Origin of the sequence: Pseudomonas sp. P7779 (genome assembly GCF_013386315.1) — a bacterium.
Taxonomy (GTDB): domain Bacteria; phylum Pseudomonadota; class Gammaproteobacteria; order Pseudomonadales; family Pseudomonadaceae; genus Aquipseudomonas.
Genome location: NZ_JACARZ010000034.1, coordinates 1 through 16,438, shown reverse-complemented (window position 1 = coordinate 16,438; position 16,438 = coordinate 1). Strand labels below are relative to the sequence as shown.

Here is a 16,438-nt window from a genome sequence, read left to right as displayed (position 1 = left end):
AATCGGATGCCCAGGCGATTAAAGGACTATCTAATCATATTGAGTATCGGGGTGTGCCTCAGCACTTCCGTGCCTGCCGAACAAACTGTTCCCGAGCAATATGCCCTGCTGGGGCGTGCCGGTGCCGTTCAACTGGACACCCCCCTGAACAAGACACAACGCCAGTGGCTGCAGAACAAACGGGAACTGATACTGGGCACCTCTGCACCCGACTATCCGCCCTTCGACATCACCTCCAGCGGGCGTGATTATGAAGGGCTGACTGCCGATTACGCCGGGCTGCTGGCCAGGACACTGGCGATACCGCTCACCGTGTTGCGCTACTCCTCCCGTGAAGCCGCGATCCAGGCGCTGGCAAACGGCGAAATCGATTTTCTGGGGTCTGCCAACGGTTTTGAAGCGGCGAATCCCGACATCGTGCTGTCACTGCCCTACGCAGTGGATCAGCCGGTACTGGTGACCCGTGAAGGTGAGAACCGCGACCTTGGCGACGGCCTGGCCGGCCTGCGCCTGAGTCTTGTCTACCATTACCTGCCCATGGACGAAGTGCAGGCGCTGTACCCCAAGGCGACCATCCACGCCTACCCGTCCTATCAAAATGCCTTGAATGCCGTGGCATTCGACCAGGCTGACGTATTCCTGGGCGACACCATTTCCACTCACTACATGATCAACAAGGGCTACCTGAAAAATATCCGCATGGCCAACTTCGGCAAGCACGAGGCCCACGGGTTCAGCTTCGCCTTGCGCAAGGATCAACCCATTCTCCTGAGTATCATCGACTCAGTGCTCGATGGCGTATCAACCTATGAACGTGACAGCATCGCCAAGCGCTGGAGTGCGGGCAGCGACATTCTGCTGACCGACCGCAAGCTGCAACTGAGCCTGCGCGAAGAGCGCTGGCTCAAGGACAACCCCGTGGTGAAGGTGGTGGTCAATGAAACCCTCGCCCCCCTGACGTTCTTCGATACCGACGGCAAGTTCCGGGGCGTCACCGCCGACGTGCTGGAGCTGATCCGCCTGCGAACCGGCCTGCGCTTCGAGATTCAACACGTGCGTGACGTCGCCAACATGATGGAACTGGTGCAGACCGGCGCAGCCGACATCATCGGCGCAATTACCCCCAGTACCGGGCGCGAGTCCCAGTTGAACTTCAGCCGCCCCTACCTGGAAAACTCCTACGTATTATTGACCCGTAAAGAGCCGGGCGCGCCCACAAGCCTTCAAGAACTGGCCGGCAAGCGCCTGGCGATTACCCAGGGCAATCAGCTGGAAAAATTCCTGCAGCAGGCATTTGCCCAGATAAACCTGGTGGAAACCGGGGATACCTTCAAGGCATCGGAATTGCTGGCACAGGGGCAAGTCGAGGGCGCAGTGAACCCTTTGGTGATCGCCAACTACCTGCTTTCTTCTCCGGCATTCCAGGACAAACTGCAGATCAGTTCCAGCATCGGCACGTTGCCTGCGACGTTTGCCCTGGCGACGTCCCGACACGCCACGGAGCTGAGTTCGATCCTGGACAAGGCACTGCTGAGTATCGCCCCGGATGAGATGGCGGCGATCAACAGCCGCTGGCGCGGCTACAACGCAGCGTCCGATGGCTACTGGCGCAATTACCATCGCCTGATTGCCCAGATCATCATCGGCACTGGGCTGCTGCTGTTGATTTCCCTGGCCTGGAACGGCTACCTGCAGCGCCAGATCAAGCACCGAAAACTGGCCGAGCGCGCCCTTAACGACCAGTTCGAGTTCATGCGGGCGCTGGTCAATGAAACGCCCCATCCGATCTACGTACGCGACCACAACGGCTATCTGCAGACCTGCAACGATAGCTACCTGCAGACGTTCGACATCAAGCGTGAAGACGTCATCGGCAAAAGCATCACGCAGATGAGCATGGCCCTTGAGACGGAGGCGGCGCAGTACCATGCCGACTACCAGCGGGTAGTGGCCGAGGGTAAACCGTTGATCCTTGATCGCACCCTGCACGTGCACGGGAAAAAACTCACGATCTACCACTGGATCCTCCCCTACCGCGACTCCGTGGGCGAGGTCCAGGGCATCATTGGCGGCTGGATCGATATCAGCGAACGGCGCCAGTTGTTCGACGAGTTGCGCGCCGCCAAGGAACGCGCCGACGAGGCCAATCGCGCGAAAAGCACGTTCCTGGCCACCATGAGCCACGAAATCCGCACGCCGATGAACGCCGTCATTGGCATGCTGGAATTGACACTCAAGCGCGCCGATCAGGGACATCTCGATCGCCCTGCGATCGAGGTCGCCTACAACTCGGCCAAGGACCTGCTGGAGTTGATCGGCGACATTCTGGACATTGCACGTATCGAGTCCGGTCGATTGAGCCTGGCCCCGGAGCGGGTCAACCTGCGCGAAGTCATCGAGTCGGTGGTCCGCGTGTTCGATGGCCTGGCGCGCCAGAAAACCCTGAGCCTGGTGCTGGAGTTCACCCCCGATGTCGAGGATACCGACGTACTGATCGACCCTCTGCGGTTCAAGCAGGTGCTCTCGAACCTGGTGAGCAATGCGATCAAGTTCACTGAACGCGGGCAGGTGAAGATCAAGGTGCAGCTGAAGGCGACCGGGCAACCTCAACAGATCGAGATGAAACTGGTAGTGGAGGACACCGGCATCGGGATCAATCGCGAAGACCAGCTACGCCTGTTCGAGCCGTTCGCCCAGGCCGACAACTCCGGGCACCTGGCCAGGAGCGGCGCCGGCCTGGGCCTGGTGATCTGTCGCAGCCTGTGCGCCATGATGGGCGGGCAATTGAGCCTGAGCAGCGTACCCATGGTAGGCACCCAGGTCCACGTCAGCCTGAAGATGACCAGCCTGCCGCCGGTCAAGGCCGTAGACAAGCTTGAACCGGCCGCGGCCACGCCGGCGCCAGTACTCAACGTGCTGGTGGTGGATGACCATCCGGCCAACCGCTTGCTGATGTGCCAGCAACTGGGTTTCCTGGGGCATCAGTTCACCGCGGCCCATCATGGTGCTGCGGGGTTCCAGGCCTGGCGCCAGGAACACTTCGACCTGGTCATTGCCGACTGCAATATGCCGATCATGAACGGCTACGAATTGAGTCACTCCATTCGCGAGTATGAGGAGCGCGAGCAGAAAACCCCGTGCGTGATACTCGGCTTCACCGCCAACGCGCAGCCCGAGGAGAAACAACGCTGCTTTGACGCCGGCATGAATGACTGCCTGTTCAAACCCATCAGTCTTACTGCGCTGGAACAGCACCTGGCGCAGGTCGATCCGCTGCCCACCCGCAACGTGTTTACCCTGCAAAGCCTGGACGCGATGACGGGCGGTGACCCACAGTTGAGCCGGCGTTTGCTCGAGGAGTTGCTCAGCAGCAGCCGGAATGATCGGGTCGAGCTGATGGCCATGCTGGCACGGCAAGCCGCGCCCGGCGACCTGATCGACCAGGCCCACAAGATCAAGGGCGCCGCCCGGATCATCCAGGCCGATACCTTGTCCGGACAATGCGAAGCGTTGGAGCAGGCGTGTGGCGAACGCGAGACACCACACGTTATCGAGGCGGGCATCAAGGCAATAGAGAAATCCATGCTTGAGCTGGAGAGGATGCTGCAGATGCAACTGGACGTGCTGGACTGTCGATAGCCTGCAGGAGCGAACTTGCTCGCTCCTGCAGGAGACTCACCCCATCAACAATCGGTCAACCGCAGGAAAATCGCCGCCAACTGCTCGATGCCGGCCTGATCCTGCGGGGTAAACCGCGACAGCGATGGGCTGTCCAGGTCGAGCACACCAATCAAGCGCCCGTCCTTGACCAACGGGACGACCAACTCGCTGTTGGACGCACTGTCACAGGCGATATGCCCCGGGAATGCATGCACGTCTTCCACCCGCTGGGTTTGCCGCGAGGCCGCTGCCGCGCCGCACACACCGCGACCGAACGGAATGCGCACACAGGCGATCTGCCCCTGGAACGGCCCGAGCACTAGCTCTTCATTGCGGTTGAGGTAGAAGCCTGCCCAGTTCAAATCATCCAGCTGGTTGAACAGGAACGCAGAAAACTGCGCGGCATTGGCAATGAAATCCCGCTCATCCGCCAACAGCGATTCCAGCTGCGCATGCAGCATGGCGTAGCCATCGAGGCCGGTTCCAGCCTGTTGCAAATCAATCATGGTTGACGCTCCAACAACTTGAGGCCCACCCAGTAGCGGGCGAACTGATAGGCACAACGGCCGTTGCGATTACCGCGCCCGGTGGCCCAGCGCACGGCGAGGATGTCCAACTCTTCATCGCGTTGCCACTGCAGACCGGCCTTGCTCGCCAACTCGCCGATCCAGTGCTCGACCACATCCAGGAAGTGCTCCTGATTGAACGGGTAAAACGACAGCCACAAGCCGAAACGGTCAGACAGGGCAATCTTGTCCTCCACCGCTTCGTTGGGATGCAGCTCGCCGTCTATGGTCTTCCAGTTCTCGTTATCGCTCTGGTTCTCGGGCACCAGGTGACGACGGTTGGAGGTGGCATACAACAGGACGTTTTCCGGCGCCTGCTCCAGGGAGCCGTCGAGTACGCTCTTGAGTACACGATAATCGCTCTCGCCGGCTTCGAAAGACAGGTCATCGCAGAACAACACAAAGCGTTGTGGCAATTTGATCAGTTGCTCGACCACCCGCGGCAAGTCCGCCAGGTGATCGCGCTCGATCTCGATCAGGCGCAGCCCGGCCTTGGCGTGCTGGGCCAGCAAGGCGCGCACCATGGACGATTTACCGGTGCCGCGCGAGCCCCAGAGCAGCGCATGGTTGGCCGGCAGGCCGTCGAGAAACTGTTGGGTGTTACGGGCCAATTGTTCGCGCTGTTTATCCACGCCGATCAGGTCGGACAGGCGCATATCCAGGCTGACTTCCAGTGGCAATAAAAAGCCGCTGCGACCTTCGCGCTGCCAACGGGCAGCCAGGCAATGGTTCCAGTCAACGGCTTCGCGCGGGGCAGGCAACAAGGGCTCCAGGCGAGCCAGTACCGCGTCGGCACGCTCAAGAAAGGCATTCAATCGAGAATCCACGACTATTCCTCTGGCAAGTTCTTGTAAAAGATGGCGTATTGGCAACCCTGAGGCAGACCGTGCAGGGCTGCACCGAATAAAATCGATTCGTGCCGGGCAAGTTTGAGCCTGTGGATGTTCAGCTATGCTTGCCGGGCGAAAGGAAACGTAAAGTGGTACAGCACCCGATGGATATCAAGTTCGCCCACCGCTTGTCTTATAAACAAGCCAGACTGACAGTGCTGGTCGGATTCGTCTTGGGAACCTTGCTCAGCCTGATACAGATTGGGATTGATTATGCCAGCGAAGACGCTTCCATCAACCGGGAAATACGTGCGCTGATTGAAATCAGCCATAACCCGGCTTCGCGCATCGCCTACAACATCGACGCCGAGCTGGCCCAGGAACTGACGCTGGGCCTGCTGCACTCCCCCGCCATCACCCATGCACAACTGATCGACAACAACGGTTTGGTGCTGGCCGATGTCCATCGCCCGCGCAAGGAAAGCACCTACCGGCCCATCAGCGACTTCCTGTTTGGCGCCAACCGCCAATTCGAAGATCGGCTCTACCTCGCCCACATGCCCAACGATTCCCTCGGTGTACTGCGTCTTGACGTAGACACCTACGCGTTCGGCAGCCGCTTCCTGCACCGCGCCGAGATCACCCTGCTCAACGGCTTCGCCCGCAGCCTGATCCTCACCGGCATTCTGTTGGCGCTTTTCTACGTGATGCTGACCAAGCCGCTGGTGCGCATTATCCGCGAGCTGAGCTCACGCAAGCACGAGCGCCTGGACTGCCCGCCGGGGCACGAGCACGACGAAATCGGCGTACTGGTCAACGTTGCCAACCAACAGTTTGAAAACATGGAGACTGAAATCCAGCAACGCCGGCATGCTGAAAATCGCCTGACCGAATACCTCGGCCAACTGGAAGACATCGTCTCCGCCCGCACCACCGAGCTCAAGGCGATCAATCATCGGCTGACGCTCTCGAACGACGAGCTGGAAGCGGCGAAGATGACGGCCCTGGGCATGGCCCAGGCACGGGCGGCGTTCCTGGCCAACATGAGCCATGAAATCCGTACACCGCTGAACGGCCTGCTGGGGATGATCGCCCTCTCCCTCGACAGCCCGCTGAACGCCGAGCAACGCCAGCAACTGTCGATCGCCCATGACTCCGGCAAAGTACTGGTGGAGCTACTCAACGATATCCTCGACCTGTCGAAGTTCGACGCCGGCCAACTGGAACTGGAAAGCATCCCGTTCGACCTCGGTTCACTGGTGGAAGACACCGCCAACCTGCTCTCGCAAAACGCCGCGCCCAGCGTGGAGCTGACGTGCCTGATCGACCCGCAGTTTCCCGCCCAGGTGCTGGGCGACCCGACGCGGGTACGGCAGATTGTCAGCAATTTGCTGTCCAACGCCCTGAAGTTCACACGTTTCGGCCGGGTGGATGTACGCCTCAGTGCCCAGGCCGGCCGGGTCAGGATCGAGGTGTGCGACACCGGTATCGGGATCGCCCAGGATGCCCAGGTCAAGATTTTCCAGCCGTTCACCCAAGCCGGTGCGGGCATCACCCGCCAGTTCGGCGGGACAGGTCTGGGCCTGGCGCTGACCCACAACCTGTGCGAAGCCATGAAGGGCCGCCTGAGCATCAGCTCGGAAGCTGGCTTTGGCAGCCAGTTCTGTGCCGACCTGCCCTTGCCGACCCACTTGCCGGCGGTGCGCCTGGCGCCTTTGGCTGGAGATGTAATCGCCATCACCAGCACCAGCAGCGGGCTGGCAGAACTCCTCACCAGCCTGCTGCCGAGTTGGGGCCTGGCTCCGCGCTGTTATTCCATCGACGATGACTTGAGCGGGCAGAATCCCGACCTGCTGATCACCGACTGCCCCGAATGCCTGTTCCGCCTGCGCCCGATGATCACCGCCCCGATCCTGGTGGTAACCGCCTACGGCAACTTCATGCCCAGCGAAGAAGTCGCGGCCCTGGCCCCCTTGCAGCAACAGGCCCGCCCCCTGAGCCGCACCGCGCTGTACCAGGTCCTGCAACGCAACTTGCGCACCGATCCGGACCTGGTCCTGGACCTGATCCAGCTGGAAACCGGCCCCCTCGCCCACCGGGCGCGCATCCTGCTGGTGGAGGACAACCCGGTCAATCAACTGGTGGCCAAGGGCATGCTCGGCAAGCTCGGGTGCGAGGTGATCGTCGCCGCCCACGGTGGTGAAGCCCTCAAGCTGCTGGAAGAGCAAGGCTTCGACATGGTGTTGATGGACTGCAATATGCCGGTGATGGATGGCTATGAGGCCAGTCGGCAGATCCGCCGCAGCGGGCGCTGGCCGGACTTGCCGATCGTCGCCTTGACGGCCAATGCCATGTCCGAGGAACGCGAGCGCTGCCGGGCTGCGGGCATGAACGATTACCTGGCCAAGCCGTTTCGCCGGGAAGAACTCAAGGCCTTGCTCGATCTGTGGGTGCCGACTACGACAAGTCTTTGATCTGGCGCAACAGCTGATCCAGACCGTCACGCAAGGCATCGGCCTGGTTCAGATCAACGCCGCTGTCACACAACAGGCGAGCCTTCAGCGGCTGCACCCGGTCGCGCAGGTGCCGGCCTTCATCGGTCAGGCTCAGGTGCACTTCACGCTCATCCAGCGCACTGCGCTGACGCCGCACCAGGGTAAGCTGCTCCAGGCGCTTGAGCAGTGGCGTCAGCGTGCCGGAATCCAGCAGCAGGCGCTCGCCCAGGGCCTTGACCGTAGGCTGCGACACCGCTGCAGCCTGCCATTCCCACAGCACCAGCATCACCAGGTATTGCGGATAGGTCAGTCCCAACTGATCGAGCATCGGCTTGTAGGCCCGGGTGACCGCGCGGGAGGCGGCGTAGAGCTTGAAGCACAGTTGGTCGTCGAGGGCCAGGGACAGGTCGGTCATTTGAGCAGGGCTTCGATCTCTTGGGTCAGGTCCTGGGGCTTGGTGGTCGGGGCGAAGCGCTTGACCACCTGGCCGTCGCGACCGATCAGGAACTTGGTGAAGTTCCACTTGATGCCCTTGGAGCCCAGCAATCCCGGGGCCTGCTTTTTAAGCTGTACGAACAATGGATGGGCATCGCTGCCGTTGACGTCAATCTTCTTGAACAGCGGGAAACTGACACCAAAGTTCAGCTCGCAAAACTCCGAAATGGCGCCTTCGTTGCCCGGCTCCTGCTTGCCGAACTGGTTGCAGGGAAAGCCCAATACCACCAGGCCCTGGTCCTTGTAATGCTGCCAGAGCTCCTCAAGCCCCTTGTATTGCGGGGTGAAGCCGCACTTGCTGGCAGTGTTGACCACCAGAATCGCCTTGCCGGCGAAATCGGCCAAGGTCTTTTGCTCACCCTTGATGGTGGTGCAAGGGATGCTCAGCAGGTTGTCGCTCATGGCAGTGCCTCTACAGAGATAAGAAGGACTAAACGATAGTAGGCAATTCAATTGTGTGCAATTTAATTGGCGGGACTTATGCCTTGATATAACGGCCCCTGCGGGCACGAAGCCCGCAGGAGCCTGACGGCTCAGCGCGGTACCAGGTCCAGGCACACCGAGTTGATGCAGTAACGCAAACCGGTCGGTGGCGGTCCGTCCGGGAACACGTGGCCCAGGTGCGCATCGCACTTGGCGCAGGTGACTTCGGTGCGGATCATGCCGTGGCTGACGTCCCGGATCTCGACCATGGCCTGCTCGGCGATCGGCTCGTAGAAGCTGGGCCAGCCGCAGCCGGAGTCAAACTTGGCCCTGGAATCGAACAGCGGCTCATTGCAGCAGATGCAGTGGTAGACGCCGTCGGTCTTGGTGCCGTTGTACTTGCCGCTGAACGGTCGCTCGGTGCCTTTGAGGCGGCACACGTTGTACTGCTCCGGGTCGAGCATGGCTTTCCATTCTTCAACGGTTTTCTGCAACTTTTCCATCGGTACACCTCGGCAACTGAAAAAGCCTGATCTGTGTCTTTTCCATGGATCAGGCGGCACGTATGATTGCGCCTCTTCAAAGCGCCAGTCTGGCACCCGCGTTACCGGCATTCAAACGTATTTATGGGTCAGGCCAACGCAGGATTCTCAGCACGGTAGTCTTCACACCGTCTGGATCGTTCATTTTCAGGATCACATCGCCATGCAGGTCAGCAAATCGAACAAGCTCGCCAACGTCTGCTACGACATTCGCGGCCCGGTGCTCAAGCACGCCAAACGCCTGGAAGAGGAAGGCCATCGCATCCTCAAGCTGAACATTGGCAACCCGGCACCCTTTGGTTTCGAAGCGCCGGACGAAATCCTCCAGGACGTGATCCGCAACCTGCCTACCGCACAAGGCTACAGCGACTCCAAAGGCCTGTTCAGCGCGCGCAAGGCCGTCATGCAGTACTACCAGCAGAAGCAGGTTGAAGGTGTCGGCATCGAAGACATCTACCTAGGCAACGGCGTGTCCGAGCTGATCGTCATGTCCATGCAGGCCCTGCTCAACAACGGCGACGAAGTGCTGGTTCCGGCTCCCGACTACCCGCTGTGGACCGCCGCCGTAACCCTGGCCGGTGGCCATCCGGTGCATTACCTGTGTGACGAAGGCGCCGACTGGTTCCCGGACCTGGCCGACATCAAGGCCAAGATCACCCCGAACACCAAGGCCCTGGTGATCATCAACCCGAACAACCCCACCGGCGCCGTCTACTCCAGGGAAGTGTTGCTGGGCATGCTCGAACTCGCGCGCCAGCACAACCTGGTGGTGTTTTCCGATGAGATCTACGACAAGATCCTCTACGACGACGCCGTGCACATCTGCACCGCCTCCCTGGCGCCGGACCTGTTGTGCCTGACCTTCAACGGGCTGTCTAAATCCTACCGGGTGGCGGGCTTCCGTTCCGGCTGGATCGCCATTTCCGGCCCCAAGCACAATGCCCAGAGCTACATCGAGGGCATCGACATGCTGGCCAACATGCGCCTGTGTGCCAACGTGCCGAGCCAGCACGCCATCCAGACCGCACTGGGCGGCTACCAGAGCATCAACGACCTGGTGCTGCCACAAGGCCGCCTGCTGGAGCAGCGCAACCGCACCTGGGAACTGTTGAACGCGATTCCCGGCGTCAGTTGCGTCAAGCCGATGGGGGCGCTGTATGCGTTCCCGCGGATCGACCCGAAAGTGTGCCCGATCCTCAACGACGAGAAGTTCGTGCTCGACCTGCTGCTGTCGGAAAAGCTGCTGGTGGTCCAGGGTACGGCGTTCAACTGGCCGTGGCCGGATCACTTCCGGGTGGTCACCCTGCCGCGGGTGGATGACCTGGAGATGGCCATCGGTCGCATCGGCAACTTCCTGAAGTCCTATCGCCAGTAATGGGCATTGCGCTGTACGGCCCACCCGTGGTCGTACAGCGATTATCTGGCAACACTTCTCTGCCCTGCGCGGGCGGTATCGCCTTTTACGCCTGCCGGCTCCACCCTTGCTCGGGCATCACCCTATAATTACAGGGCTGCAAGGTAATGGGGCGAGGCTGCCGAGCCACACCAGGCCTCGGAAATTCCCTTCAAGGCTCTACATTCAGGCTGTAGGACACAGTTTGAAATAGTCCCCCGGTTGAATAGCCCCATGCCGCACCTTATATACCCCGCAGTACGCGACATATTAAGCATGAGGAGAATTCTACAACCATGATGCGCATTCTGCTGTTCTTGGCCACTAACCTGGCGGTCGTGCTGATTGCCAGCATCACGCTGAGCCTTTTCGGCTTCAATGGGATCATGGCGGCCAACGGGGTTGATCTGAACCTCAATCAGCTGCTGATCTTCTGTGCGGTCTTTGGTTTTGCCGGGTCGATTTTCTCGCTGTTCATCTCCAAGTGGATGGCGAAGATGAGCACCAGCACCCAGATCATTACCCAGCCACGCACCCGTCATGAGCAATGGCTGCTGCAGACCGTCGAGCAACTGTCCCGCGAAGCCGGGATCAAGATGCCTGAAGTCGGGATCTTCCCGGCCTATGAAGCGAACGCCTTTGCTACCGGCTGGAACAAGAACGACGCCCTTGTGGCCGTCAGCCAGGGCTTGCTGGAGCGGTTCTCGCCCGACGAAATCAAGGCGGTGCTGGCCCACGAGATCGGCCACGTGGCCAACGGTGACATGGTCACCCTGGCGCTGGTCCAGGGCGTGGTGAACACCTTCGTGATGTTCTTCGCGCGGATCATCGGCAACTTCGTCGACAAGGTGATCTTCAAGAACGAACAGGGCCAGGGCATGGCCTACTACGTGGCGACCATCTTCGCCGAACTGGTACTGGGCTTCCTCGCCAGCTCGATCGTGATGTGGTTCTCGCGCAAACGGGAATTCCGCGCAGACGAAGCCGGCGCACGCCTGGCCGGTACCGGCGCGATGATCAGCGCCCTGCAGCACCTGCGCTCCGAACAGGGCTTGCCGGTGCACATGCCGAACACCCTGACCGCCTTTGGCATCAACGGTGGCATCAAGCAGGGCATGGCTCGCCTGTTCATGAGCCACCCGCCACTGGAAGAGCGAATTGACGCACTGCGTCGTCGCGGCTGATAGCGACAAGAAGAAGGGGCGATTCAATCGCCCCTTTTTTGTGGGCGCTCTTCAGCGCCTGGCCAACCGGTACACCCGCTCGTCCAGGCGCGTGACGCCGTCCTGAACAAACTTCCAGCTGTCCCCCAGGATGTCCTGCTCCTGCAGCACATCCAGGCTCCACCGGCCGCCCAGGAGCAATTGCACTTCCTCATCGCTCACCGCGAACGGCGGGCCGGCCTTCTGCGATTGTTCATAGTCGAGGGTGATCAACAGGCCACGACTGCCTCCCGCCAGAATCCCATTCAAGTGCGCCGCATACTGCTCGCGCATCAACGGTGGCAGGGCAATCAGCGCCGCCCGGTCGTAAAGCGCTGTGCAACCAACCACGGCACCGGCATCCAGGGCGAAGAAATCCCCGCACCACAGCTCGATGGAACCCGCCTGGAAAACTTTGAAAGCGCCGCGCTGGCTGACCTGCGGCATCAGCTCCTGCTCGCTGAAAAACTCTTCAACGGCCTTTTCCGACAACTCGACCCCGATCACCCGATGCCCGATGCTCGCCAGCCACACCAGGTCCAGGCTCTTGCCGCACAACGGCACCAGCACCTGCGCCCCGTTCGCCACGCCCAGGCCGGGCCAGTGACGCAGCAGGTAAGGATTCACTTCGGGCAAGTGGAAACCCGTCTGATTGCGCGCCCAACGCTCATGCCAAAATCCAGGTTCCATGATTCACCCTAAAACTTGATCAAATAGCGCTAAAACTTATATTAGATTTAGATCAATGATCTGATTGAAGATGGTCCCATCTTAACCCTCAGGACCCTACTCATGCTGCCCAGCCTGTTTATCTCCCACGGTTCGCCCATGCTTGCCCTGCAACCCGGTGCCAGTGGCCCGGCACTCAAGCGCCTGGCAGCCGAGCTGCCACGCCCCAAGGCCATTGTGGTGGTCTCGGCGCACTGGGAAAGCCAGGGGCTGCTCGTGACTGGCAGCGCCGCACCAGAGACCTGGCACGACTTCGGCGGCTTCCCACGGGAACTGTTCGCGGTGCAGTACCCGGCACCCGGTGACCCGCAGTTGGCCGCCCAAATCGTGCAGTTGCTCAAGGCTGACGGCCTGGAAGCGCGCATTGATGATCAGCGCCCCTTCGACCACGGCACCTGGGTGCCCCTGTCGCTGATGTACCCGGCGGCCGATATCCCGGTGGTGCAGGTATCGCTGCCAAGCCGCATGGGCCCTGCCCTGCAAACCCGTGTCGGCCACGCACTGGCGAGCCTGCGGGAACAGGGCGTGCTGCTGATCGGCTCCGGCAGCATTACCCACAATCTCGGCGAACTGGACTGGCATGCCGGGCCGGAGAGCATCGAGCCCTGGGCGCGGGATTTTCGCGATTGGATGGTCAGCAAACTGGCAGCCAACGATGAAGCCGCGCTGCACGACTATCGTCGCCAGGCACCTCATGCCGTGCGCAGCCACCCCAGCGACGAGCATTTGCTGCCGCTGTATTTCGCCCGGGGCGCCGGCGGTGAATTCAGCGCGGCCCACCAAGGCTTTACCATGGGTGCGCTGGGCATGGACATCTACCGTTTCGCCTGATTGCAGGCAAAAAAAATCCCCGAACCAGTCGGGGATTTTTTATGTTCGATCAATCAGCCCGGGGGCGGATCAATCTTCGCGGTAGCGACGCAGCTTCAACTGCTTACCGGCAACGCGGGTGTCCTTCAGCTTGGTCAGGAGTTTCTCCAGACCATCTTCCGGCAGCTCCACCAGGGAGAAGCTGTCACGCACCTGGATGCGACCGATCGCTTCACGTGCCAGGCCACCCTCGTTGAGGATAGCGCCCAGCAGGTTCTTGGCAGCGATGCCATCACGCGCGCCCAGCGCGGTACGGCAGCGAGCACGGCCTTCAGCCAATGGAACCGGAGCACGACGCTCACGATCACCACGGTCCGGACGGTCGCCAGTACGCTCTGGACGATCACCGCGCGGAGCGTTGTTCGGCACCAGTGGACGTTCTTTCTCGATGGCAGCCAGGGTCAGGGCCTGACCGTTGGTAGCCTTGCGCAGCAGGGCTGCAGCCAGGGCACGCGGGGTGCAACCGATATCGGCAGTCAGGCGGTCCAGCAGATCGCCGTGGGTCGATTCAGCATCAGCCACCAGTGGCGACAGGCTGTTGGTCAGTTTCTTGATGCGCGCATCGAGAACGGCCTGGGCATCCGGCAGGCGGACTTCGGCAACTTTCTGACCGGTTACACGCTCGATCACTTGCAGCATGCGGCGCTCACGTGGAGTCACCAGCAGCAATGCACGACCTTCGCGACCAGCACGGCCGGTACGGCCGATACGGTGAACGTAGGACTCTGGATCGTAAGGCATATCAACGTTGAACACGTGGGTGATACGTGGAACGTCGAGGCCACGGGCAGCAACGTCGGTCGCCACAACGATGTCCAGACGGCCATCCTTGAGGGAGTCGATCACGCGCTCACGCTGGTTCTGAGCAATGTCACCGTTCAGCGCAGCGGCTTTGTAGCCTTTGGCTTCCAGGGCGCTGGCCAGGTCCAGGGTCGCTTGCTTGGTGCGCACGAACATGATCAGGGCGTCGAAGTCTTCGACTTCCAGCAGGCTCAATACAGCCGAGGTCTTCTGGTCAGCGTGAACCAACAGGTGAGCCTGTTCGATCGCGGTAACGGTCTGAGTCTTGGTCTGGATCTTCACGTGTTGCGGATCGCGCAGATGGCGTTCGGCAATGGCACGGATCGACTGTGGCAGGGTAGCCGAGAACAGTACGGTCTGACGGGTTGCTGGCAGTGCCTTGAAGATGACTTCCAGGTCGTCCATGAAGCCCAGCTTGAGCATTTCGTCAGCTTCGTCCAGAACCAGGTGGTTCACGGTCGACAGCACTTTTTCGTCGCGACGCAGGTGGTCGCACAGACGGCCCGGAGTGGCGACAACGATCTGTGCGCCGTTACGGATTGCTTTCAGTTGTGGGCCCATAGGCGCGCCGCCGTAAACGGCCACAACGGTAACGCCCGGCATTTGCTTGGCGTAGGTTTCGAAAGCGGTTGCTACTTGCAGCGCCAACTCACGGGTTGGCGCCAGGATCAGGGCTTGCGGCTCGCGCTTGGCAGGATCGATGCAGTGCAGGATTGGCAGGGCGAACGCGGCGGTTTTACCGGTACCGGTTTGCGCTTGGCCAATCATGTCTTGGCCGGCCATGATGATCGGGATCGATTGCTGCTGAATAGCCGAAGGTTCTTCGTAGCCAGTCGCGATGACGGCAGCAAGAATGTTCGGGTTAAGATTAAAAGCGGCGAAGCCGCCGGTTTCCTGGGTCATGGGTCTGCCTCTAAGTGCATCCGCAAAGACCCATGCTCCAAAGCTGCGCATGCCGTGTTGAGACTCAAGAGTCGCCCTGGCTGCTTTGTCGGCGGGGATTTGCGAAAACGAATGAATGAAAAAGATTCGTCAAGGAAGAGTCCGCTGTGCGGACGTGCAGCCGAAGCTGACTTCGGGGAATTGCGCTACCTAAACGCGGCCCGGTTAAAGGCCGGCGCGCACTATACCGGAAATCGCTGAAAAAGGGAGCTTTTTTTATCGCAAACCGCAGGTAAACGCCTCTGCATCAAAGGCTTTGCGCATCCAGGCAGCAGGGTCTATTTTTCAAAGGCCCGGCCCTGTTGGTCATGACGCTTAAACGGTTCACCCTTAACAGCGGGCCCTTCGGTCCGAAACCTCCCTTTGCGCCCGAGGGCACACCCCATGAACCAAGCCACCAACAGCCGCGTCAGCCGTGAACAGCAGGGTCATATCCTGTTGCTGGGCCTGGATCGCGTGGCCAAGCGCAATGCGTTCGACCTGGAATTGCTCAATGATTTGAGCCTGGCGTATGGCGAATTTGATCGCAATGAGCAAGCGCGGGTGGCCATTGTCTTCGGGCATGGCGATCACTTTACCGCCGGATTGGACCTGGCCAATGTGGGGCCCACGATGGCACAAGGCTGGCAACCGCCGTTGGGTGGTTGTGATCCGTGGGGCGTTTTCGCGGGGCCCCGGGTCAGTAAGCCGGTGATTGTTGCGGCTCAGGGGTACTGCCTGACCATTGGTATCGAGTTGATGTTGGCGGCGGATATCAATCTGTGTGCCAGCAACACCCGGTTTGCGCAGATGGAAGTGCAGCGCGGGATTTTTCCTTTTGGGGGCGCGACGTTGCGCTTTCATCAGATCGCGGGGTGGGGGAATGCCATGCGCTGGTTGCTCACGGGGGATGAGTTTGATGCCCATGAAGCGCTGCGGTTGGGGTTGGTGCAGGAGGTAATGGCCAGCGAGGATTTGTTGCCCCGGGCGGTGGCGCTGGCAAACCGCATTGCCCAGCAGGCGCCGCTGGGGGTGCAGGCCACGCTGATGTCGGCGCGCCAGGCACGGATCGAGGGGGAGACCGCGGCGGCGGCCGGGTTGCCCGTTTTGGTGGAGAAACTGCTGAATAGTGAGGATGCCAAGGAAGGTGTACGGGCGATGGTCGAGAAGCGGCCTGGGGTTTTTAAAGGCTGTTGATTGTGGAGGGGGGCTTGGGGTGGGGTACATATCCGTTATTTAGGTAACGGCCGCTTATGGTTCCGCTCTTACAGCGGGTCACTTTTGGCAAACGCCCCAAAAGTAACCAAAAGGTCTTTGCCCCACCACTCGGTGCCTCGCCTAGGCTCGGCATGCCCGCACTCCGGCCCGGTTCCGCGGGCCGCCGCGACGGGCCATCCATGGCCCGGCGCGGCTAAATCGGCATCCTTGCCGATTTACCCGCTCCACCGTGCCTACTTGCGGCCATCGTGGTTGACGGGGCCCGCAGATCAAAATCAAAAGCAGATCAAAAG

The 16,438-nt window shown here is 60.7% G+C and carries 13 protein-coding genes; 6 read left to right on the top strand and 7 right to left on the bottom strand.

Features of this window, described 5'->3' with window-relative positions:
* The first annotated feature begins 6 nt into the window (after window positions 1-6).
* Window positions 7-3,639 carry a transporter substrate-binding domain-containing protein gene (locus HX869_RS11525; RefSeq protein WP_177080299.1) on the top strand — a complete coding sequence of 1,211 codons (3,633 nt, stop codon included), beginning with the start codon at window positions 7-9 and terminating at the stop codon, window positions 3,637-3,639.
* A 44-nt stretch (window positions 3,640-3,683) separates the two neighbouring features.
* Here the strand turns inward: HX869_RS11525 and HX869_RS11520 are convergent, their stop codons facing one another.
* Together HX869_RS11520 and HX869_RS11515 are read right to left on the bottom strand one after the other, a co-directional pair.
* Complete coding sequence (locus HX869_RS11520) at window positions 3,684-4,166, bottom strand: GAF domain-containing protein (RefSeq protein WP_003209067.1); 483 nt, start codon at window positions 4,164-4,166, stop codon at window positions 3,684-3,686.
* The gene (locus HX869_RS11515) at window positions 4,163-5,053 is read right to left on the bottom strand and encodes an ATP-binding protein (RefSeq protein WP_003209065.1); all 891 of its coding nucleotides are present in this window, start codon (window positions 5,051-5,053) and stop codon (window positions 4,163-4,165) included. Before HX869_RS11515 ends, HX869_RS11520 begins: the two co-directional genes overlap by 4 nt.
* Window positions 5,054-5,220: 167 nt before the next feature.
* Here HX869_RS11515 and HX869_RS11510 point away from each other — a divergent pair, with 167 nt between their 5' ends.
* Window positions 5,221-7,530 carry a response regulator gene (locus HX869_RS11510; RefSeq protein WP_003209064.1) on the top strand — a complete coding sequence of 770 codons (2,310 nt, stop codon included), beginning with the start codon at window positions 5,221-5,223 and terminating at the stop codon, window positions 7,528-7,530.
* Here the strand turns inward: HX869_RS11510 and HX869_RS11505 are convergent.
* The 3 genes from HX869_RS11505 to msrB all read right to left on the bottom strand — a co-directional run bounded on the left by HX869_RS11505 (window position 7,514) and on the right by msrB (window position 8,972).
* The gene (locus tag HX869_RS11505; RefSeq protein WP_087694772.1) at window positions 7,514-7,966 is read right to left on the bottom strand and encodes a MarR family winged helix-turn-helix transcriptional regulator; all 453 of its coding nucleotides are present in this window, start codon (window positions 7,964-7,966) and stop codon (window positions 7,514-7,516) included. The genes HX869_RS11510 and HX869_RS11505 overlap by 17 nt on opposite strands.
* Window positions 7,963-8,448, bottom strand: a complete 486-nt coding sequence (locus tag HX869_RS11500) for a glutathione peroxidase (protein ID WP_003209061.1) — start codon at window positions 8,446-8,448, stop codon at window positions 7,963-7,965. Before HX869_RS11500 ends, HX869_RS11505 begins: the two co-directional genes overlap by 4 nt.
* Before the next feature lie 131 nt (window positions 8,449-8,579).
* Window positions 8,580-8,972 carry a peptide-methionine (R)-S-oxide reductase MsrB gene (msrB, locus tag HX869_RS11495; RefSeq protein ID WP_003209059.1) on the bottom strand — a complete coding sequence of 131 codons (393 nt, stop codon included), beginning with the start codon at window positions 8,970-8,972 and terminating at the stop codon, window positions 8,580-8,582.
* Between the two features lie 202 nt (window positions 8,973-9,174).
* Between msrB and HX869_RS11490 the strand changes: the two genes are divergently transcribed.
* Entirely contained in the window at window positions 9,175-10,386 is a 1,212-nt protein-coding gene (locus HX869_RS11490) for a pyridoxal phosphate-dependent aminotransferase (protein WP_003209058.1), read from the top strand.
* A gap of 314 nt (window positions 10,387-10,700) precedes the next feature.
* Complete coding sequence (gene htpX / locus HX869_RS11485; RefSeq protein WP_003209055.1) at window positions 10,701-11,588, top strand: protease HtpX; 888 nt, start codon at window positions 10,701-10,703, stop codon at window positions 11,586-11,588.
* A gap of 51 nt (window positions 11,589-11,639) precedes the next feature.
* Here htpX and HX869_RS11480 read toward each other — a convergent pair whose 3' ends face one another.
* Entirely contained in the window at window positions 11,640-12,296 is a 657-nt protein-coding gene (locus HX869_RS11480; protein ID WP_177069003.1) for a thiopurine S-methyltransferase, read from the bottom strand.
* A 102-nt stretch (window positions 12,297-12,398) separates the two neighbouring features.
* Here HX869_RS11480 and HX869_RS11475 point away from each other — a divergent pair, with 102 nt between their 5' ends.
* On the top strand, window positions 12,399-13,166 hold the full coding sequence (locus tag HX869_RS11475; protein WP_003209052.1) for a class III extradiol ring-cleavage dioxygenase: 768 nt from the start codon (window positions 12,399-12,401) through the stop codon (window positions 13,164-13,166).
* A 69-nt stretch (window positions 13,167-13,235) separates the two neighbouring features.
* Here HX869_RS11475 and HX869_RS11470 read toward each other — a convergent pair whose 3' ends face one another.
* On the bottom strand, window positions 13,236-14,909 hold the full coding sequence (locus HX869_RS11470) for a DEAD/DEAH box helicase (protein WP_003209050.1): 1,674 nt from the start codon (window positions 14,907-14,909) through the stop codon (window positions 13,236-13,238).
* 423 nt (window positions 14,910-15,332) lie between these two features.
* Here HX869_RS11470 and HX869_RS11465 point away from each other — a divergent pair, with 423 nt between their 5' ends.
* Window positions 15,333-16,124, top strand: coding sequence for a crotonase/enoyl-CoA hydratase family protein (locus HX869_RS11465; RefSeq protein ID WP_134326003.1), 792 nt, complete (start codon window positions 15,333-15,335; stop codon window positions 16,122-16,124).
* Window positions 16,125-16,438 lie beyond the last annotated feature (314 nt).